At 41.8% G+C, this 21,042-nt stretch carries 21 protein-coding genes; 12 read left to right on the forward strand and 9 right to left on the reverse strand.

Translation table 11 applies throughout. The features are described 5' to 3' along the window. The first annotated feature begins 39 nt into the window (after window positions 1-39). On the forward strand, window positions 40-1,230 hold the full coding sequence (locus G6053_RS28935; RefSeq protein ID WP_165309338.1) for an aminotransferase class I/II-fold pyridoxal phosphate-dependent enzyme: 1,191 nt from the start codon (window positions 40-42) through the stop codon (window positions 1,228-1,230). 96 nt (window positions 1,231-1,326) lie between these two features. Here G6053_RS28935 and galK read toward each other — a convergent pair whose 3' ends face one another. From galK to G6053_RS28960, 5 genes are all read right to left on the reverse strand, one after another. After that, on the reverse strand, window positions 1,327-2,478 hold the full coding sequence (galK, locus tag G6053_RS28940; protein WP_165309339.1) for a galactokinase: 1,152 nt from the start codon (window positions 2,476-2,478) through the stop codon (window positions 1,327-1,329). Window positions 2,479-2,480: 2 nt separating this feature from the next. Continuing rightward, window positions 2,481-3,530 (reverse strand): UDP-glucose--hexose-1-phosphate uridylyltransferase, encoded by a 1,050-nt coding sequence (locus tag G6053_RS28945; protein WP_165309340.1) that lies wholly within the window; start codon window positions 3,528-3,530, stop codon window positions 2,481-2,483. Window positions 3,531-3,733: 203 nt separating this feature from the next. Then, window positions 3,734-5,008 carry a metallophosphoesterase gene (locus G6053_RS28950; RefSeq protein WP_108634684.1) on the reverse strand — a complete coding sequence of 425 codons (1,275 nt, stop codon included), beginning with the start codon at window positions 5,006-5,008 and terminating at the stop codon, window positions 3,734-3,736. Between the two features lie 12 nt (window positions 5,009-5,020). Continuing rightward, on the reverse strand, window positions 5,021-6,055 hold the full coding sequence (hemH, locus tag G6053_RS28955; protein WP_165309341.1) for a ferrochelatase: 1,035 nt from the start codon (window positions 6,053-6,055) through the stop codon (window positions 5,021-5,023). An 80-nt stretch (window positions 6,056-6,135) separates the two neighbouring features. Continuing rightward, a complete protein-coding gene (locus tag G6053_RS28960) occupies window positions 6,136-6,984 on the reverse strand; it encodes a 4-hydroxy-3-methylbut-2-enyl diphosphate reductase (protein ID WP_165309342.1) in 849 nt (282 codons plus the stop codon). Window positions 6,985-7,284: 300 nt separating this feature from the next. Between G6053_RS28960 and G6053_RS28965 the strand changes: the two genes are divergently transcribed. Continuing rightward, the gene (locus tag G6053_RS28965) at window positions 7,285-7,704 is read left to right on the forward strand and encodes a nucleoside-diphosphate kinase (RefSeq protein ID WP_077437233.1); all 420 of its coding nucleotides are present in this window, start codon (window positions 7,285-7,287) and stop codon (window positions 7,702-7,704) included. 68 nt (window positions 7,705-7,772) lie between these two features. Here G6053_RS28965 and G6053_RS28970 read toward each other — a convergent pair whose 3' ends face one another. The 3 genes from G6053_RS28970 to ruvX form a co-directional block, all read right to left on the reverse strand. Further along, a complete protein-coding gene (locus G6053_RS28970; RefSeq protein WP_108634681.1) occupies window positions 7,773-8,549 on the reverse strand; it encodes a class I SAM-dependent methyltransferase in 777 nt (258 codons plus the stop codon). 277 nt (window positions 8,550-8,826) lie between these two features. Then, complete coding sequence (ybeY, locus tag G6053_RS28975; protein ID WP_165309343.1) at window positions 8,827-9,255, reverse strand: rRNA maturation RNase YbeY; 429 nt, start codon at window positions 9,253-9,255, stop codon at window positions 8,827-8,829. A 140-nt stretch (window positions 9,256-9,395) separates the two neighbouring features. After that, window positions 9,396-9,809: a Holliday junction resolvase RuvX gene (ruvX, locus tag G6053_RS28980; RefSeq protein WP_108634679.1), complete on the reverse strand. Its 414-nt coding sequence runs from the start codon at window positions 9,807-9,809 to the stop codon at window positions 9,396-9,398. Between the two features lie 88 nt (window positions 9,810-9,897). Between ruvX and def the strand changes: the two genes are divergently transcribed. Continuing rightward, on the forward strand, window positions 9,898-11,124 hold the full coding sequence (gene def, locus G6053_RS28985) for a peptide deformylase (protein ID WP_165309344.1): 1,227 nt from the start codon (window positions 9,898-9,900) through the stop codon (window positions 11,122-11,124). Window positions 11,125-11,243: 119 nt separating this feature from the next. On the opposite strand, the gene G6053_RS28990 is transcribed toward def, so the two are convergent. After that, window positions 11,244-12,233: an aspartate-semialdehyde dehydrogenase gene (locus G6053_RS28990; RefSeq protein ID WP_108634677.1), complete on the reverse strand. Its 990-nt coding sequence runs from the start codon at window positions 12,231-12,233 to the stop codon at window positions 11,244-11,246. Window positions 12,234-12,636: 403 nt separating this feature from the next. Here G6053_RS28990 and G6053_RS28995 point away from each other — a divergent pair, with 403 nt between their 5' ends. The 9 genes from G6053_RS28995 (at window position 12,637) to G6053_RS29035 (ending at window position 20,971) form a co-directional block, all read left to right on the forward strand. Next, window positions 12,637-13,584, forward strand: a complete 948-nt coding sequence (locus G6053_RS28995; RefSeq protein WP_108634676.1) for an NAD-dependent epimerase/dehydratase family protein — start codon at window positions 12,637-12,639, stop codon at window positions 13,582-13,584. A 2-nt stretch (window positions 13,585-13,586) separates the two neighbouring features. Beyond that, on the forward strand, window positions 13,587-14,312 hold the full coding sequence (locus G6053_RS29000; RefSeq protein WP_104383596.1) for a YebC/PmpR family DNA-binding transcriptional regulator: 726 nt from the start codon (window positions 13,587-13,589) through the stop codon (window positions 14,310-14,312). Between the two features lie 120 nt (window positions 14,313-14,432). After that, window positions 14,433-15,914, forward strand: coding sequence for a hypothetical protein (locus tag G6053_RS29005; protein WP_165309345.1), 1,482 nt, complete (start codon window positions 14,433-14,435; stop codon window positions 15,912-15,914). Window positions 15,915-15,979: 65 nt separating this feature from the next. Beyond that, window positions 15,980-16,723, forward strand: coding sequence for a DeoR/GlpR family DNA-binding transcription regulator (locus G6053_RS29010; RefSeq protein ID WP_108634674.1), 744 nt, complete (start codon window positions 15,980-15,982; stop codon window positions 16,721-16,723). A gap of 23 nt (window positions 16,724-16,746) precedes the next feature. Then, window positions 16,747-18,207, forward strand: a complete 1,461-nt coding sequence (locus tag G6053_RS29015) for a lipopolysaccharide biosynthesis protein (RefSeq protein ID WP_165309346.1) — start codon at window positions 16,747-16,749, stop codon at window positions 18,205-18,207. Next, the gene (locus tag G6053_RS29020) at window positions 18,208-19,083 is read left to right on the forward strand and encodes a glycosyltransferase family 2 protein (RefSeq protein WP_165309347.1); all 876 of its coding nucleotides are present in this window, start codon (window positions 18,208-18,210) and stop codon (window positions 19,081-19,083) included. Beyond that, window positions 19,084-19,998 (forward strand): glycosyltransferase, encoded by a 915-nt coding sequence (locus tag G6053_RS29025; protein ID WP_165309348.1) that lies wholly within the window; start codon window positions 19,084-19,086, stop codon window positions 19,996-19,998. A 2-nt stretch (window positions 19,999-20,000) separates the two neighbouring features. Further along, entirely contained in the window at window positions 20,001-20,756 is a 756-nt protein-coding gene (locus tag G6053_RS29030) for a glycosyltransferase family 2 protein (RefSeq protein WP_165309349.1), read from the forward strand. Next, a complete protein-coding gene (locus tag G6053_RS29035) occupies window positions 20,756-20,971 on the forward strand; it encodes a DUF3820 family protein (RefSeq protein ID WP_046673143.1) in 216 nt (71 codons plus the stop codon). The genes G6053_RS29030 and G6053_RS29035 overlap by 1 nt, the downstream gene beginning before the upstream one ends. The last annotated feature ends 71 nt before the right edge of the window (window positions 20,972-21,042 follow it).

Genomic DNA, 21,042 nt, shown 5'->3' on the forward strand with positions numbered 1-21,042 from the left:
GTACCCACAAAAAATGAACAGTGATCAATAAAAATTAGCATGGCATCCAATACCGAAACGATTCTCGTCCATGAAGGACAACACTTCAATTCAACTGCCGCAGTAACGGCTCCGATCTTCCAGACTTCAACCTATATTGCGGACAGTGATCCTGCAGAATACATCAAAGCGGCGACAGAAGCCAAACACCCTTACTTTTACCACCGTCATGGCAATCCAACCAATAGCCAGGTTGCGGCGGTAGTCGCCAAACTGGAGAAAACAGAAGATGCACTTGTCTTTGCGACAGGTATGGCCGCCATCAGCGCCGCTATATTGGCTATTGTCAAATCTGGCGATCATATCGTTGCACAGCTTGCCCACTACTCCGGTACGGCCATTTTCTTTAAGGAATTTCTGGCCGACTATGGCATTACAGTCACCGCGGTTGATCAAACGGATACCGCAGCCTTTGCCCGGGCTATTCAGGCGAATACCAAACTGATCTATATCGAAACTCCTTCCAATCCCAATTTAAATATTACGGATCTTAAAGCGGTCGGCGAGCTGGCCCGACAACGAGGTATTTTGAGTATGGTTGACAATACCTTCGCTTCACCGGTCAATCAGACACCGCGGGATTTTGGAATTGATGTCATTGTGCATAGTGCCACAAAATATCTGGGCGGCCATAGCGATCTAACGGCCGGAATTGTCTGTGGAAGTAAAGATTATATCGCAAAAGTCTGGAAACGATCCGTGGCGCTGGGCGCATCGCTGGCACCGATGGATTCCTGGCTGCTGCTCCGCGGGCTGAAAACACTGAGCTTGCGTGTCAAGCAGATCAATACGAATGCCCTGCAACTGGCTGAGTTTTTGGATCAGCATCCGAAGATCAAGAGCGTAAGTTATCCAGGGCTTCCCAGCCATCCCCAGCACGAACTGGCGACCCGTCAAATGAAAGGCTTCTCCGGAATGATCTGCCTTGAGGTTGATGGACAGGACGAAGAGCAGGCCTTTAAAAATGCACAATCTTTAATTAACAACCTAAACATCTTTATCAATGCTGCCAGTCTGGGTGGTGTCGAATCACTGATCGTACATCCGGCAAGCATGTGGGGCGGGCACCATACCAAAGCGCAAAAAGAAATCTCGGGAATCACAATGGGTATGTTGCGGATCTCTGTTGGTATTGAGCATGCCACAGACTTGGTGGACGATCTAGATCAAGCCTTAAGGAAACTTGGTTAAAAATTTAGCGATCTACTTTCTGTTAGTGGATAAAACAAAAGAGCGTGAATAGTTATCAGACTACCCACGCTCTCTTTTGTTTTATGCGATTCTTATCTAGAGTACACGCGTACCATTCGCAATCTTTACTTGAATGACTGAAAGTTCCTTATCAAATTTTTGTTGATATTCTTTCTCCAATCTTGGTAAAATTGATGCAAGCGCACCCTCTTTAACAATATTGATCGTACAGCCACCAAAACCACCGCCCATCATCCGGGCGCCGATCACTTCGGGAAATTGCCTTACATAATCAACCAGATAATCCAGTTCGGGACAACTGACCTCATATACTTTACTCAAGCCCTCATGGCTCTGGAAGATATACTGTCCTAGCTGAGCAATATCTCCTGAACGTAATGCTTCACAAGAGTTCTCTACCCTTTCGTTCTCACGGACAACAAAACTTGCCTTGGCGTAGATATCTGCATCTTTATCTTTTACCAGTTCATCCAGCATGTCCACTGTAACGTCTCGCAGATTTTTAACCTCCGGATATTTCTCCCGTACCCATGCCGATGCCTGTTCACATTGCTCACGGCGTTTATTGTACGCTGTAGAAGCCAAAGAGTGTTTCACATTGGTATTCAAAAGAACGACTTCATAACCTTTGAGATCAAGCGGCACGTATTCAAATCCTAGGGAGCGACAATCCAGCTTAATTACATTTTTTTCTTTACCAAAAGCAGAAGCAAACTGATCCATGATACCACACATCACGCCGGCATAGGTATGCTCAGCCTTTTGTGCGATCTGCGGAATATCAATCTGCTTGACATCCAAACCGAACAGCTCACTAAGCGCTAAGGTAACCGCACATTCCACCGCTGCCGAAGAGGATAATCCGGCACCCAATGGCACATCACCATCAATATAAAGATTAAATCCGCCCAATACAGCGCCTCTTTTCTGGTATTGGTCCACTACACCAAGGATATAATTTGGCCAATGTTTTTCTGAAATCGCGATATCCGTTAATTTGACTTCATGGCTTTCTCCGTAGTCTTCGGCATACAATACGATATTATCGTCCGCACGCTTGCTCACAGCAACATAGATTGCCTTGTCAATAGCTGCAGGCAGGACAAATCCATCATTGTAATCCGTATGTTCACCGATAATATTGATCCGGCCTGGGGAGGAAACCACAATAGGATCTTCCTGATATAAGCTTTTAAATTTATTTACTATAGTTTCTTTTGCGATCATTCTTACTTAGATTTATAATGTATAGTAGCACAATTCCGCAGTTGTTCAGCGGCGACTTCAGGTGTAATATCCCTTTGAGGATTAGCGAGCATCTCGTATCCGACCATAAATTTTTTGACTGTTGCCGAACGCAACAATGGTGGATAGAAATGCATATGCCAATGCCATTCTGGATGATCTCCATCATTGACGGGCGCTTGGTGCATACCCGCAGAATAAGGAAAAGATGTTTTGAAAAGGTTATCGTAACGTGTAGTCAATAATTTAAGTATCGCGGCAAGATCTTCCTTTTCCTTTTCGTCAAATCCAGCAATATTCTGCACAGCTCTCTTGCTGACAATCATGGCTTCATAAGGCCAAGCGGCCCAAAAAGGCACCAAAGAGACAAAAGAATCGTTCTCATCAATAATGCGTTCTTTTTTTCTTAATTCTGCTTTGATATAATCGGATAGCAGGGTACGCTGGTATTTGTCGAAATATTTTTTTTGCTGGACACATTCTTTTTGAATTTCTACCGGCAAATGATTTTGAGACCAGATCTGTCCATGCGGATGTGGGTTGCTACAGCCCATGATAGCGCCTTTATTTTCAAAAATCTGAATATAACGGATCCATTCCACCTTAGAAAGTTCCACAAATTCTTTCTGCCAGAGATCAACAACAGCTTTAATAGCGGACTGTTCCATTTCAGGCAACGTCAGATCGTGACGTGGGGTGAATGCAATAACTTTACAGATTCCTTTTTCAGTCTCCGCAATAAATAATTCGTCCTCATTAAACTCCTGTTGGCTGGTATCTTTCAATAAGGCCGAGAAGTCGTTGACGAAAACGAAGCTTTCTTTATAATCGGGATTGATATCCCCATCTGCCCGTTTATTGGTTGGGCACAAATAGCATTGGGGATCATAAGCAGGTCGATTATCACCTGGTAAATCTTCAACTTGGCCCTGCCAAGGTCGCTTACTGCGATGTGGAGACACAAGTACTTTTTCCCCGGTAAGAATATTAACGCGTGTGTGGGGAGAGTCCCCAAAGTTTAAAGTTGATTGCATGTCATGTATAACTGGTGTACAGAATACACAATATTAGCCTTTTTAAGTAAAAAGTTAAAATTAAAAAGTAAAATTATCGAAAGATGAGTCCTTTAAAGCATTGTAAAAATGGATCGAAGTCACCCATACCCTTGTTCGATTCAGTCAAAGCAGGGTTAATTAAGCCGAGGGCTGGAAGGACCAAAGCCGCCATACCAAATCTTCTAAGCCTTAAACTTCGGATCTTGACCTTTAATCAATTCAAAGACTGTAATTTCGGGCAGAATACCGACACGGCCGGGATAACCCAAGAATCCATATCCAACATTGACGTATAAGCGCTTGTTTTCCTGCGCACGGTACAATCCGGCCCATTCCTTATAGATATATTGCACCGGGCTCCATTGCAGCATTTCAGAACGAACACCAAACTGCATGCCATGTGTATGCCCCGCAAACATCACATCCACATCGGTATCTAATACTTGTGCACGCCAGTGCGAAGGATCATGGGACAAGAGCAGTTTAACAGCCTGTTCCTCGGTTCCGATCAATGCTTTTTTGATATCCCCATGTTTTGGGAAACGACCAGTTCCCCAGTTCTGAACCCCAACAATGCAGAGCTCTTCGCCATCCACCTTGATCTTACGATGCTCATCCATCAACAGGTCCCAGCCCATGACTTTATGCACATCGATCACATCTTTTAGATTTTTTCGTTTTGCAGGGGAATCTTCTTTTCCGTAGTAGTAATCTCCATAATCATGGTTACCCAAGGTGGAAAATACCCCCAGATCCGACTTCACTCTTGCAAAAATATCTTGGTATTCGCGCATCTCAGATGCCTGTGCATTTACGATATCACCTGTGAAAAATGTAACATCGGGTTTTTCCTTAAGCAACATATCTATCCCGCCGGTCACAGCAGTCTTGTTATAGAAAGATCCCGAGTGTACATCCGATATCTGTGCGATGGTCATGCCGTGAAACGCTTTAGGCAGATGAGGTAAGTATAACGGTACCCGTCTGACGCGGTAATCATATGCACCGGAAACAATTCCCCAGCTCAGCGGAATAAGCGGCGAGGCGCCTATTAATATACCGGCTTTGGTCAAAAAATCCGATCGGCTGATTCCTTTCACCGGATTTTCAGGTAAAGGATCGCCAGCATCTTCGACAAGATCCTCAACAGACTCTTTCTTACTGAACAAGCGTTTGACCCACACACCGCCGCGACGGATGTCATCGATCAAGAGGATCAAAAAGAAGAATAATTTTGAAGTTGCTGTCAAAAAGAATCCAACCAAAATAACAGACCTTACAATCAGCGGAATGCTATATTTGGCTGATATAAAAACACCTAATAGCAGGAGGGCGGTATACGACCACCATAACACGGCGAATATTTTTGTTTTGGGAAATTTAATCTTCGTAGCGCGAAGGGCGAAAAAGATATAAAAATCTAAAATGAGTAAAACACATGCATTTATTAACAACATCATCAATTCGTTTTAATTTTTGGCATTGAGCGCCAATTGCTTTAGAGATTTGATCCATTTGGGATCGTCATTGAGACTTTCAACCAGACAGACTTCCTCTCCCCCTAAATTCTTGAATTCATTAGCATATTCCACGCCAATTTCATCGATCGTCTCTATACAGTCGGCCACAAATGCCGGACTGAAGACCAATAATTTTTTATACCCTTTAGTGGCAAGGTCATGCAACAAATCAGAAGTATAGGGTTGAATCCATGGTTCTTTGCCCAACCGGGACTGGAAGCACAGTGAATATTGCTCTTTCTGCAAGCCCAATTTTTCAACAATGGTCCGGGTAGTTGCATAACACTGAGAAACATAACAATAGGCATTGACATTTGTTTTACAGGAATCACAACCTGACTCAGGACATTTTAGCTGGCCTGTAGGATCCACTTTGCCGAGCTGTCTGACGGGAAGGCCATGGTAGCTAAAAACAAAATGGTCAAAATGTGCAAGATCGTATTTTCGGGCATGGTCTGCAAAGGTCTCAGCCATCAATTCATCCGTACAGAAATTGCTCACAAAACTAATTTCAGGCAGATAGTTCCATTTGCGGATCAGCTCCATCACACGGTCGATGACCGAGCCAGAAGTTGCAGAAGCATACTGAGGGAATAACGGAATGACACGGATAGACTCGAGCAGCATGCCTTCCATCTTGCTCAGCGCAGCTTCTATGGACGGATTTTGGTATCGCATGGCCAGTTCCACATGGTACTCGTCGCCCAAAGACTCCTGCAATAGGTCCCGTTGCAATATACTATAATGCATTAAGGGTGATCCGGTTTTCTTATCCCAGATTGTTTCGTAAATCTTTGCTGATTTTGGTGCACGGGTACGAGCAATTATTCCTTTCACCAATAAAGTCCGTTGGAAATAAGGAATATCTATGACACGTGGATCCATTAAGAATTCGGTCAAATATTTTTTTACATCTGGAGTAGTTGGACTATCGGGTGTACCTAATTGTACTAAAAGAATACCTTTTTTGGCTTTATTGCTCATAGCCTACAAAAATAAACAAAAAAGCACGTACTGCGGATTCACTCGCGATAATATGAAATATCTATGACGGGTAAATTAGGCTAGAGTGCTTCTAGAGCGGCTTTTACATCTTTCATTAACCACATTGGTGTCGAGGTTGCTCCACATATACCAACGCGGTCGCCCACGGCAAAAATGGAGGCTTCCAGTTCGGCGGGATCAGAAATAAAATAGCTTTCGGGATTAGCTTTTTGGCAGACTTCAAACAAAACTTTTCCATTGGAAGATTTTTTCCCGGACACAAAAACAACTTTGTCATATTGCTTTGCAAATGCGCCAAGATCTTCATATCGGTTAGAAACTTGCCTACAGATGGTATCATTTGCCTTGACTTCATACCCCCTTCTGATCAACTCCTCTTTGATGGCGTAGAATTTATCCACACTTTTTGTTGTCTGACTATAGAGGGTAAATGAACTTGGTAAATCCGCGTCATCCAATTCGCTAATATCTTGAAACACGAGTGCTTCGTTATTTGTTTGTCCCTGTAGGCCAATGACCTCTGCATGCCCATGCTTTCCAAAGATTAAGATCTTTTCCTCCTGGTCAAAAGAGGTTTTGATCCGATTCTGCAATTTGAGCACGACCGGACAAGAGGCATCAATTAAAGTGATGTTGTTTTCCAGAGCGGTACGATAAGTCTCCGGAGCTTCGCCATGTGCACGGATCAGCACCTTCTCGTTTTGTAGTGTAGGCAACGCAGCATGATCAATAATACGCAATCCTTTGGCTTTCAACCGGGCTACTTCTTCGTCATTGTGTACGATATCACCAAGACAATAGAGGTAACCATCCTCTTCCAAAATCTCCTCTGCCATATCTATAGCGTATACTACTCCAAAGCAAAAGCCGGAATCCTTATCGATGTCTACTGTTAGATTTAATGCCATAACATTACAAAGTTACATATTCATATTGAATATATTTATGGAATGGATTTGTTAACAGCTGATTTTTTATTTCCGTTTATTGTCAGTTACCTATGATTTTATTACATTTTGTACGATAAAAAGATTGCCAGTGACAGAGTGAAAGCCAAACTTTTGGTTTCAGCACTACTAAACGGCAACTTGTTTCACGAGACTGAGCACGTTAAATTAACACACCATGGCGAATAAATTGTTTTTATATAAGCCTAATTATATTGCATATAAAAAGCAATTTATCTAAGTTTGCAAAAAAATAAAATAATGGCAACTAACAGAACTTTTACGATGATTAAACCTGACGCAGTAGCGAACGGTCACATCGGTGCAATCTTAAACGATATTATTGCTGGTGGTTTCAAAATCATTGCAATGAAATACATTCAGTTATCAAAAGAAACTGCTGGTGCATTTTACGCTGTGCACAAAGAACGTCCTTTCTACGGTGAATTGGTAGAATTTATGACTTCAGGTCCTATCGTTGCTGCAATCTTAGAAAAAGACAACGCAGTTGAAGATTTCCGTACATTAATCGGTGCTACGAATCCTGCTGATGCAGCTGAAGGTACAATCCGCAATAAATATGCTAAATCTATCGATGCCAACGCTATCCACGGATCTGATTCTGATGAGAATGCGGCTATCGAAGGTAACTTCTTTTTCTCTCAATTTGAAAGATTTTAGTCATTGACAAAGCTATAAAAAAAGCGTTGTACTGTTGTACAACGCTTTTTTTATGGATCATCGTTTTCTTATCTCCACATAAATCCACCAATCCTAAAAAAGCGGAGGAATTTATTGATCGCTGTTAGCGCCGGTTTCTTAATCTTCCATTTTAAACCACTTAAACCCGTTGGTGGAGCGTCAAAATCTTGTACTGTAGCGTTACCCGTTCTCATATGAGTAGGCGGCTGCATTTTACGTTTCTCAACAACCAAAATGCTATCGTAATAATGCAAAGAGTTGACCGAACGTGTAAACTCATTGACCTTTAGCCCCCGTTGTTCTGAATGATAGGCATTGATGTAATCAATAAAGTTCTTACTGTATTCGATAAATGTGCCATTTCGCTTATGTCCACCACCATAAAAAACTTGGTAAGAAGTATGCAGGTCTTCACATAGATAGACACCATCCTCTTTTACATGCCCAAATAGTTCTTCAAATGTAATAATCTGTTGCAGCATGGTATGCCCACCATCATCTATCAGAATATCTATTGGAGGGATTGACTCTTTCACTTTGCGCAGGAATTTACGGTCTGACTGAGATCCGATAAATATCTCGACGTTCTCCTCTTCCAGTGCTTTGCAGTTGGGGTTGATATCTACCCCGTAGATTTTTGCTTTGTCGCCAAAATATTTCTTCCACATCTGAAGGCTCCCGCCCTGAAAGACTCCTATTTCCAGCACGACAATCTCCTTACCTTTGAATCGGCGGAAATGACGATCGTATACATCGAAATAATGCATCCATTTGTTGATCAGCTTATCATTATTATTCCGGAAATATTCCTCTAACTCGTTCATATTAGACACTTAATAAAAGGTGTAGAAAATTTGTGTCGAAACTAGCTAAATATAATCGAAAAGTCAAGTTTTTTTTGATGGAAAAACAAACTGGATAACCTCGTATCAGCCATATTTTCAGCGCGGTTTATCCAGAGAGATCTGTGACAGCAAATGACAGATCACCTGCATGAAGAAAATAAACGAGTAAATGTCAAAAAGGATAAGCACCACCAGGAAGAATTACATACCTGAATGCGGCTCCGAGGTGCTAAGAAGAAAAAGTTACGATAAAAAACTAGAAATTTCGTTTTCCTAGATATTCATCTTCTTTCGCCGTCATCTTGGTTTTATCCGCAGGCTTTTTGTCCGGATATCCACAAAGATGCATAACACCGTGAATAATGACACGATGTAACTCATCGCGCTCGGCAACGTTAAATTTTTGTGCATTCTCCTGAATACGTTCCACACTGATAAAAATATCACCAGCAATGGTATCCTCGTCTTCTGATGAATCAAAAGTCACAATATCCGTATAGGTATCGTGATTCAGGTATTCTTTATTGATCTCCAACAGGTATGCATCCGAGCAAAGGATAAAGCTCAATTCGCCAACACACTTAAACCCTTCGCCTTTAATCGCATCAGCGATCCATTGGCGAATCTTACCTTTTTCTTTTAGTTTATAATCTATGTCCTCTGTAAAAAATAATATGCTTTTCATCTGTAATTAAGTATTAAGTGAGCACACGGAGCCCAGTTTTCATCCCATCAGTTAGATGGATCTTATGATCTTCAAATCGATATTTCCCCACCCGCAAAGCTGTTATTTATCGGGAAAGAGATCATGCCATGAATTCTCATTTAAAAACTGCGGCTATCCATGTAGCTTTGTAAAATAATCGTCGCTGACACCGTGTCGATCAGGCCTTTCTGTTGACGGTCCTTTTTCTTCTTGCCACTTTGAGCAATGGCTGCGGAAGCCATTTTTGAGGTGAAGCGTTCATCAATTTCGACAACCGGGATCGCCGGATATATCTTTTTCAATTTACGCATAAACCCGACAACGTGCGAAGCTGATTCGGAGTCCGATCCATCCATTTGTCTGGGCTTGCCGACAACAAATGTTTCGATCTGTTCCGTTTGGAGGTAATCCGTTAGAAAAGTCCAAATATCCTGCGGATGTACTGTTGTCAGTGCCGTAGCAATAATTTGCATCGGATCGGTTACCGCAACCCCAATTCGTTTTGTACCGTAATCAAATGCCATTAACCTCATGGAACCATCTTTTTTTACAAAAGTACAATTTAGATATGAGTATTGAGATTAAAAAAGCTATACCTTTGATAGACTATTAAAAACGCACATGAGAAAAACAGTTATTGCCAGCCTTTTTGTTGCATTTTGCCTATATGGCCATGCGCAGAGCAATTATGAGCAACAAATTTTGGCCCAGCGCAAGGAAAAAGCTTTGGAATTGGCCAAAGAACAATTTGGTCCGTTGAAGGCAGAACAAGTGGCTTCTTTGGATTACTTCCCTGTAAGCGCAAACTATAAAATCAAAGCCAATATAGAGGTCCTATTTGATGAACCTGTATTTCGTATGCCGACCTATGACGGCACCAGCAACGAGTACAAACGTTATGGGACAGTGACATTTCAATTGAATGGGGCTGAAAGAACATTGAATATTTACCAGAGTGTGGCCTTATTTCAAAATCCTGTCTACAAAAAACATTTATTTTTACCATTTTTAGATCAGACAAATGGCCAGGAGAGCTATAGTGGTGGACGATATATCGACTTATCCACGGATGACATCAAGGGCAGTATCATTGAAATAGATTTTAATAAGGCTTACAATCCTTATTGTGCCTACAGCAACGGTTATCGTTGTCCGGTTCCCCCAGTAGAAAACAATTTAGAAACAAAAATTATGGCAGGAGAAAAAGCCTTTCATAAAGCGAAGAATGAGCGTCCCGTTAACCTAAATGGTGGACAGGAATTTACAGAAGCTGATAAGAAGATTATTTTGTCAGGGGATGAAAATACGCTTCTTCGTGTATTGCAAACTACCGATGAAAAAGATTTAAAGGTATTGAAAGCAACAAGCAATGATGTTAAATACAACGACCCGCTGGTAGAAACGCTTTCAAAGCGAATGTTTGCGACCGTTCGGGATCCAAATCACCCAGGCGTGGGAATAGCTGCTCCCCAAATTGGCATCAACAAAAATCTCATCTGGGTGCAGCGGTTTGACAAGCCGGAACAACCTTTCGAGTTTTATGTAAACCCCAAAATTCTATGGCGTTCGAAGCTAAAAAGAAAGGGTGCCGAGGGCTGTCTCTCCATCCCCAACCGCAAAGAAGATGTGTTGCGGAGCTATGCAATCCGTCTACAGTACATCAACAAGGAAGGAAAAGTGATTGAAGAGAATATTGAGGGCTTTACCGCAGTAATCTTCCAGCATGAAACGGATCATCTCTTCGGAATATTATTTCCTGATCGTCTGGAGGAACAACAAAAAGAAAACTATTTCCCGCTAAATGATAAAATTGATTTTTCTATTTTACCAAAAACCTTGACACCGTAGTTTCAGATTTACTTGACATCCTCAACGTGCATGACTGGATATCAATCAACCATCATGCGTTATTAAAAAGCCCCCATGAACTGCTTCATGGGGGCTCAATATGATGGAATCTACTTGAGTTAGATCAATCCTTTTTCTGCCAATAGTTCAGCAACTTGAACAGCATTCGTCGCTGCACCTTTACGCAGGTTGTCTGCTACTACCCACATATTTAACGTATTCGGTTGCGATTCATCACGACGGATACGTCCCACAAAAACCTCATCTCTACCATGTGCATCTTTTGGCATCGGATATTGAAGATTAGCAGGATCATCAACAACGATACAACCACTTTGAGCAGCCAATGCAGCACGCACATCATTTAAATCAAAGTCATTTTCAAATTCGATGTTCAATGACTCGGAGTGCCCGCCCATCACTGGGATACGTACAGTTGTCGCCGTTACTTTGATCGAATCGTCGCGCATGATTTTGTTGGTTTCCAAAATCATTTTCATCTCTTCTTTTGTGTAACCGTTCTCCTGGAACACGTCGATATGCGGAATGACATTCAAATCAATCTGATAAGGATAAGCTTTCTCGCCTTCTTTACCGGCACGCTCGTCCATCAACTGATTAACGGCTTTTACTCCAGTACCTGTTACAGACTGATAGGTTGAAACAACAACACGTTTAATTTTATATTTATCATGTAATGGTTTTAAGGCCACTACCATCTGGATAGTTGAACAATTCGGGTTTGCAATGATTTTATCATCAGCCGATAATACATCGCCATTTACTTCCGGAACGACCAATTTCTTCGTCGGATCCATACGCCAAGCGGAAGAATTGTCAATGACTGTAATTCCGGCTTCTGCAAATTTCGGTGCAAATTCTTTGGACGTATCGCCTCCCGCGGAGAACAATGCAACATCAGGTTTCAAAGCAATAGCCTCAGATGGTGTAACCACCTTATACTTCTTTCCCTTGAATTCAATTTCCTTACCCTTGCTGCGCTCTGAAGCTACCGGAATCAATTCTGTTACTGGGAAATTTCGCGCCGCCAACACGGTTAGCATCTCAGTACCTACAAGGCCTGTTGCGCCGACTACTGCCACTTTCATTTTTGTCTGTGTTTAAATTGTATATAAAATTTGTTATTTGATTTGTTTTTAGTTGATTCTTGAAGAATGAATTCTTCAAATTTAAAAAATATTCCGTAATTACGCTATTAAAATAATAAAATATCCCTCGTTCTGCTAAAAAAGTCACAACAGTTCCATTTTGTTATTCTCAACAACATAAACGGCTACGTTATGTTGACGCTATATGTCACAAAAAATTGAAGTAGCGACAATTCAAAAAAAATAAAAATTTTCGCTGCTCGTTCAAAAAAAAAGAACAAACGATTGAAACGGTTTAAAATCTCATAAAAACTGCGCCAAGAGTCTATAAATTAACATTTTTAGCGGACTATCCTTGACACCAGACAGTTGCTAGATACTGAAAAGCCTTTATATTTGCATCATGAAAGAAAGCATTATTATCATTGGTGCAAACGGCCAAATCGGTACTGAATTGGCAATCGCTCTGCGTAAAAAATTTGGTGCAGAAAATATTGTCACCACAGACATCAGAGAACCACAAACAAAAAGCCCCGACGAAAATTTTGAAATTGCAAATGTACTTGACAAAAATGGTCTTGAGTCATTATTTCAAAAATATAAACCTACTCAAGTATATTTATTGGCAGCGATGCTTTCTGCAACAGGCGAAAAATATCCTGAAAAAGCTTGGGAGCTTAATATGAATGGGTTGCTCAACGTGCTTGACCTTGCAGTTACGTATAAAGTTTCAAGAATATTCTGGCCAAGTTCGATCGCTGTCTTTGGTCCCCATTCACCAAAGGAGAACACAGCGCAATATTGCGTCATGGATCCCAATACAATCTACGGCATCAGTAAGCTTGCGGGCGAACGTCTTATCGAATGGTATCAGGAGCACCGCGGATTGGATATCCGTAGCGTAAGATATCCGGGGATTATTTCCTGGAAGACCGAACCGGGAGGCGGAACAACAGATTATGCTGTTGATATCTTCTATGAGGCCCTGAAAACAGGCACTTACGAATGTTTTCTATCTGAAAATACAGCATTACCCATGTTATACATGGAAGATGCCATCCGCGGTACACTTGAACTGATGGATGCCCCGCGGGAGAGCTTGAGTATCCGCCACAGCTATAACCTTGGCGGTATTACGTTTACTCCGAAAGAACTCGCACAAGAAATTAAAAAAATTCTTCCTAATTTTGCAATCTCTTACGTAGCGAATGACCCAAGACAGCAGATTGCCGATTCATGGCCTGCAAGTCTGGATGATTCATACGCAAGCAAAGACTGGAACTGGAAGCCAGCATTTGACATCCAGAAGATGACAGTCGATATGATTGAGAATCTTAAAAACAAAATATAACAATGGGAAGAGCTTTCGAATTCAGAAAAGAGCGGAAATTCAAACGCTGGGCTAAAATGGCCGTACAATTTACACGTTTAGGTAAAGAGATCGCTATGGCGGTTAAAGAAAGCGGCCCTCACCCTGAAACCAACTCGAGACTTCGCACGGCAATACATAATGCTAAGGCTGTAAACATGCCTAAAGATCGTATCGAAGCGGCTATAAAACGTGCTTCGGAGAAAGATTCAAAAGGTTATGAAGAATATGTATATGAGGGTTATGGCCCACATGGTGTTCCGGTTTTGATCGAAACAGCAACTGACAATACCAACCGTACTGTCGGAAATATCCGCAGCTATTTTACAAAAGCTGGTGGTTCATTGGGAAAAACGGGATCCTTGGATTTTATTTTCAATCGCAAATCCATTTTCCGTTTTGCGGCTACAGAAGAATTAGATCTTGAAGAATTGGAATTAGAGCTTATCGATGGCGGTTTGGAAGAATTATACGTTGAAGCTGATGAAGAAGGTAATGATGTTGCCGTAGTGCAGACTTCTTTTGAGGATTTCGGTAATATGCAAAAATTGCTGGAAGAGAAAGGTATCGAAGTAACCTCGGCAAAATTAGAACGTATCGCGTTATCGCATTCTGACATTACAGAAGAACAAGCTGCTGATGTATTGAAGATGATTGATAAAATCGAAGAGGATGATGATGTACAGGCGGTATACCATAATATGGCTTAAGCCATTTATCTCAAAAAATATTTAAAAAGAGCGCTTGTCGCTCTTTTTTTATAAAAGGCCTCTCAGCGCCGTCAGAAAAATTACTACATTTGTAATAGACTATATCAAACTCATAACAGGATGACTTTTGAAGAATTTTTCACGAAAAAGAAAATTGATTTAAAAGCTTTAAAAGCTGCAGATGAACCCTTATTTGAAGAGTTCAAAGCACACTATTCTGCTATGGGAGAGAAAAGCTTTGATCATAGTAAGAAGTTTTGGTTCAACAAACTTCGGAAGAGCTTCCATCTGGCAGAAGAAGAAGCCGTGCTTATCAAAAAACCTGTCCAGACAGATCATGTGGAAACTGCGCCGGCTGCAAAGGACACCATTGCCGCAAAACCTGCAGGTTTCAAACCCCGGTTTAAAGCAGCTACCCCAGCTGAGCCTGCTGATCAGAAAGAGAATCCGAAAACAGATCCATCCACAACACGTTCAGAAGCGACTGATAGTACAGTAGCAGAAACACCGAAGCCAGCTGGGTTTAAGCCCCGCTTTAAACCGGGCATCACTAAAAATACAGCGAATACAACTGAAACACCTACCCCTACAGATTCGTCAGGGGAATCGGTTCCAGAAACGCCGAAGCCTACGGGATTCAAACCACGGTTCAAGCCAGGCGTGACAAAAGCCGCTGCATCTGAACAGGCAGCACCTTTGGGAGAAAATCCAGTAACAGCTTCAGAGACGAAGGCTCCTGAAGCAGCTGAAACCGCCAAGCCAACGGGGTTCAAACCACGCTTCAAAGCGGGCGTAACGAAAACAGAAAGTGCGGATGCTGCTACGGTTACTTCAGCTGAAGGCACGGACACGCAACCGACAGCTGAATCTGGCCAACCAATACCGTCGGATGCTGCGGCGAGTAATACGGTGACAACAGCTATTGAAGGACAAACAGACAATACTGATGACCACATAACAACCGCAGCAAACAAACCCGCAGGTTTCAAGCCGAGGTTTAAGCCCGGTGTGACGAAAACAGAAAGTGCGGATTCCACGCAAAAAAAGGCGACGCCAGTTGCGAACACCGTTGACAAGCAACAACAGGAAACTAGCGAGCAGGAGCCAACAATAGCGAAACCAAAAGGGTTTACACCTCGCTTTAAAGCAGGGATAACGAAAACAGAAAGTACTGATAACATACAGGCGGCTGAATCTGTTCAATCCGCAACCCCTTCAGTAGAGGACGCGACGACAACTCCAGTATCTGCAAATAGCGCTGCGACAGCGGATACATCCTCACCCACGGAGGCCCCGAACAGTTTGGCAAGCGAAATTTCGAAGCCCACCGGCTTTAAGCCAAGATTTAAAGCAGGGATAACCAAAACAGCAAATACCGACTCGACACCGGAAGTGGTTCCACCAACAGAAGACCTGAACATACAGCAGACCGCTGCCCCTACTCTACAGGCAACACCGACGGAAAGCAACATGGACAAACCGACCGATGAACTGCAACAGAACAACGATACTACGCAGGAGCAGGCAGCGGCAAACAAGCCGACAGGATTTAAACCTCGCTTCAAAGCGGGATTAACAAAAATTGATAAAAAGGAAGAATAATTTTCACTACATTTAAACTGATTTTTTTCAATTAGTTTAGAAATTCCGATTAAAACCAAAGACCAATGTTAAAGGAAGAAAGACAAGCATTTATTATACATCAGATCAATCTACATAACAAAGTTTTATCTTCAGATTTAAGTGTTCAACTCAATGTATCCGAAGATACCATCCGACGTGACCTGAACGAGCTCGCAGAAAACGGCAAAGTTTTAAAAGTCTATGGTGGAGCACTCTCCAAGTCCTTTCAATTTCCTTTTCAGGATGGAAATGTCTACGCAAAAGAAGCGAAGAAAGAGATTGCAAAAAAGGCAAGCACTCTGATCTCCAATGGTATGACAGTACTTGTTGGCGGGGGAACGACCCTGATCGAGCTGGCGCGGACAATTCCGGATCATCTTCAATGTACCTTTTTTACCATCAGTCCACTAGTCGCATTGGAGCTCGCGGAGAAACCTAATCTCGAGGTGATCTTGGTCGGCGGAAAGCTTTCACGTAATACAAATATTGTGTCTGGCGCACAGGTAGCCAATGAATTAGCAGATTTAAAGGTAGACCTCTGTCTATTAGGAACCAATTCACTTTCTGTAGAAGACGGTGTTACTGACTCGGACTGGGAGGTGGTGCAAATCAAACGCGCAATGATCAAATGCTCCAAAAAGGTTGCTATACTCAGTATTGCGGAGAAACTTAATTCCGTTCAAAAAATGAAAGTAGTACCCTTACGTGATATTTCTTATCTGATTACCGATATCAATCCGACCGATGTTTCCTTAAAAGAATTTGCGAATACAATTGCAATACTTTAATATTGCCGCTCATTTAATTTAGCATGTCATCGCAAACGGAAAATGACTCTTTAAAATCAAAAACAACAAAAGGACTGCTGTGGGGTGGCATGGCCAGTATTATCCAGCAGTTTTTGGGATTCGGTTTCGGCATCCTGCTAAACCGTAAACTGGAACCAGAGGATTATGGCTTAATCGGTTTGATTACAATTTTTTCTGTACTGGCGTCTGCTTTCCAAGAAAGTGGATTTATATATGGTATCGTCAACAAGAAAGAAGTGCAGCATAAAGATTATAATGCCGTATTCTGGACAAGTGTTGGAATAGGCACATTAATTTATATTGTATTATTCTTTGCGGCTCCCCTGATTGCTTTACATTACGATCAACCGATACTGGTTGATCTGAGCCGCTTCACCTTTCTTTCTTTTTGGCTAGGCAGTTTTGGGGTAGCCCACAATGCATATCTCTTCCGAAATTTAAAAATCAAAGAGAGAGTAATTACAGGGACGCTGGCCCTTATCGCATCCAACAGTATTGGAGTCTACTTAGCCTATCAGGACTATGCTTATTGGGCTTTTGCCGTTCAGATTGTCTCCTACAGTGGTTTCAATATGCTTGGCTTTTGGTATTTCTCCAAATTCAGGCCTAACTTTACCTTTGATTTCCAACCGATACGCGATATTTTCGGCTTTAGCAGCAAAATATTGGTTACCAATATATTCATCTATATCAATAAAAATGTCTATGCCGCTGTTCTTGGAACGCATTATACCGAAAAAGAGCTCGGCTATACGATAAATCCTAATAAATGGAGTCAAATGGCTCAGTCTATTTTGACCAATATGGTCAATAATGTCACACAGCCGATTCTGCGGGAAATCGAACATGAAAAAGATCGACAGGTAAGGGTATTTCGCAAACTCATCTCCTTTACAGCTTTCCTAGCTTTCCCAATGCTCTTTGGCTTAACCACGGTTGCACAAGATTTTATTGTAATAACGATCACGGACAAATGGCTACAGAGCGCGATATTTCTTCAGATTTTCTGTATCGGTGCGGCTTTTGACTCAGTAAGCAATGTCTTCTCTAGCCTGATTATCAGCAAAGGGAAATCCCAGGTCTATATGCGCAATATCGTTGCTTTTGGTTTACTTCAAATTGCAATTTTAGTCTTTGGAAAATCACTAGGTATCGAAACGCTCATCGCATTGACCTCCGGATTAAACGCGCTTTGGATATTTGTCTGGTACGCTTCGGCTAAACCCTATATGACCTATTCATTAGGCTATCTGATTCAGGATGTTTTTTCGTATGCTGTACTAGCCGCTATCAGCTGTTTGGCTGCACATTACGTCACTGCATCTATTGCCAACCTGTACCTTCGGTTTGCAAGTACTATTGCTGTCGCCGTATGTGCATATATCATCGTCAATAGAATCTTTAAGCCGAGTATTTTGCTTGAATTATTCAGCTATTTCATCACAGTTATACGAAAAAAATAGATGGCCAGGATTCTCACCATAATCGTTTCTTATAATTTTGAACCCTGGATTCACAAGTGCTTACCCAGCTTGTTAGCATCAAGCCATCAAACGGATATCCTTGTTATAGATAATAACTCAAGGGATCATACTACTCATATCATCAAAGAAACTTATCCTACAGTCAGACTAATAGAAAGCCCCGAAAACCTCGGTTTTGGAAAGGCCAACAACATGGGGTTGGCCATCGCCCTGGAAGAAGATTATGATTACGCCTTTTTGGTCAATCAGGACGCCTGGACAGATCGGAACTGCATCGCCAACCTGATCAAGGTAAACACCACAAACATCGGAATTATTTCCCCCATCCACTATGATGGTACGGAGGAAAAACTCGACCATGGATTCTCAGTCTATACGAAGCATACACAGCTTGAAAACTCCTATCGAACCTGTTCATTCGTCAACGCTGCTTTTTGGTTGATACCAAAAGCTGTCATCAAAAAAGTAGGGGGGTTTTCTCCAATTTTCTTCCATTATGGAGAAGATAAAGATTATGCCAACCGCATCCATTATTATGGATTGAACTTTGTGTTGGCCGAAGATGCCAAGGCTTATCACGACAGACAGCAGCGCCAAGTAGATCGCAAAGCTTTTCTAAAGAGCGAATTCGTCTATCATCTGACAGAATATTGCAATATCAATTATACGTTCACAAAAGCTTTTTCGATGGCTATATTAGCGAGCGTAAAGAAAATGCTGTCTTCTTTAGGTAAAGGTCGTATTTTTGAAACAAGAAGTTATTTCAATATTGCTCTTAGACTATTGGGTACGACCGGAGCAGTCCGTGATACCCGTCAGGCTAATAAAAAAGCATTTAACAAAATTTTTCGATAGATGAACAGTCTTGCTCCAGTTTTACTCTTTGTGTATAATCGTCCTGCACATACGCTGAAGACACTCACAGCACTTGAGAAAAACCAGTATGCGGATCAGACGATCCTCTATATCTATTCGGATGCGGCCAAAGATGAGCGCGCGATTGAGGCTGTGGATGAGGTCCGTAGGATTATTAAAAAACCCTGGCGTTTTAAACAGATTAAAATTGTCGAAAGGGACAAAAATTGGGGACTGGCTGCGAATGTGATTGATGGTGTCACCAAAGTCGTGCGGGAACATGGGCAGATTATCGTTTTAGAAGACGATCTTGAAACATCTTCATTTGCGCTTGATTATTTTAACAAGGCGCTAGACCGTTATCGGGAAGATGAACAGGTCATGCAGATCAGTGGCTACGGTTACCCGGTACAAAATCTGAATCAGCTTCCTGAAACATTTTTCTTTCGGGTAGCCAATAGCTGGGGCTGGGCAACATGGGATCGTGCGTGGCAACATTTTAACCCAGACATAGATGAGCTTGTTTCTGATTTTTCGGAGGAACAGATTCACCAATTCAGTATTGAAGGAAAAGAGAACTTTTGGAAGCAGGTACAGGAACTTCGCAGTGGAAAGATCAATTCCTGGGCAATCCGTTGGTACGCTTCGGTATTCAAAAAAAATGGACTAGTTTTGTATCCGAGGAATTCGATGACACAGAATATCGGCAATGATGGTTCAGGCACCCATACGGCTGCAGAATCAACCTATCAGGTTACATTGGCTGATCATCCTGTAGTTTTTTTTCCAACAGAAATAGCGGAGAATAAGCAGGCCTATGATGCTATCAAATATTTCTATGCACATCGGAAAGGTTCTTTACTCAGGCGGGGCATCCGGTTCCTCAAGAAAAAAATTAACGAATTCAATAAATAGACATGGCTGCTCATCCAAAATTTTCAATTATCACTGTCGTTTACAATAATGTGCGGGATATTGAGCACACCATTACATCGGTTGTTAACCAGACTTACGACAATATTGAATACATCGTCATTGACGGGGAATCATCCGATGGTACATTGGCAGTTATCCATAAATATCAGGACAAAATTGCGGTTTTACTATCCGAAAAAGACAAGGGCATTTATGATGCAATGAACAAAGGCTTGGCTCTGGCGACAGGTGACTATGTTCTTTTTCTGAATTCGGGCGATGAAATATACGATCTCAATAGCATCGAAAACTTAGCGAAACTCAGTAATGATGCCGATATCCTCTACGGTGAAACCATTCTAATAGACGAGGATAGAAATATTATTGGTGAACGAAGACATAAAGTACCCGCAAATTTTGACTGGAAGAGCTTTCGCTATGGCATGAATATATGTCATCAGGCGATCTATATCAAGCGAAGTATTGCAGAACCCTATGACCTCAATTACAAACTATGCGCGGATATAGATTGGGTCATCCGCTGTGCTAAGAAGGCAAATAAATCTGTTAATGCGCATCAATATGTAGCGCGTTATCTCGTCGGCGGGATGTCAAAACAGAAACATAAGGAGTCGCTAAAAGAACGCTTCTCCATCTTCAAACACTATTACGGTGCCATTCCCAACTTATTCAATCACGGAATCATCGCTTTAAAAGCGATCTGGCACCGCATTAATTACGGTAAACCCCAAGACTAATGCTAAATCCTGAAATTCTCACTGAACTTGTAACAGTTAAAATGCCTTTTGGCAAATATCAAGGCTACACGTTGTGTAATCTCCCGGAACCCTATTTGGTCTGGTACAATCAAAAAGGATTTCCCAAGGGCAAATTAGGCCAACAACTGGCCACACTGTACGAGATCAAGCTAAATGGGCTGGAATACCTCCTGGAGCCTTTGAAGAAAAGGTGACGAAGGTCATTTTCATCCATTTATTATTTTTCGTAGCTTTGCAGTGAATTTATTTTTGCATTAAACGCCGT

Origin of the sequence: Sphingobacterium sp. DR205 (genome assembly GCF_011064245.1) — a bacterium.
Classification (GTDB): Bacteria; Bacteroidota; Bacteroidia; order Sphingobacteriales; family Sphingobacteriaceae; genus Sphingobacterium; species Sphingobacterium athyrii.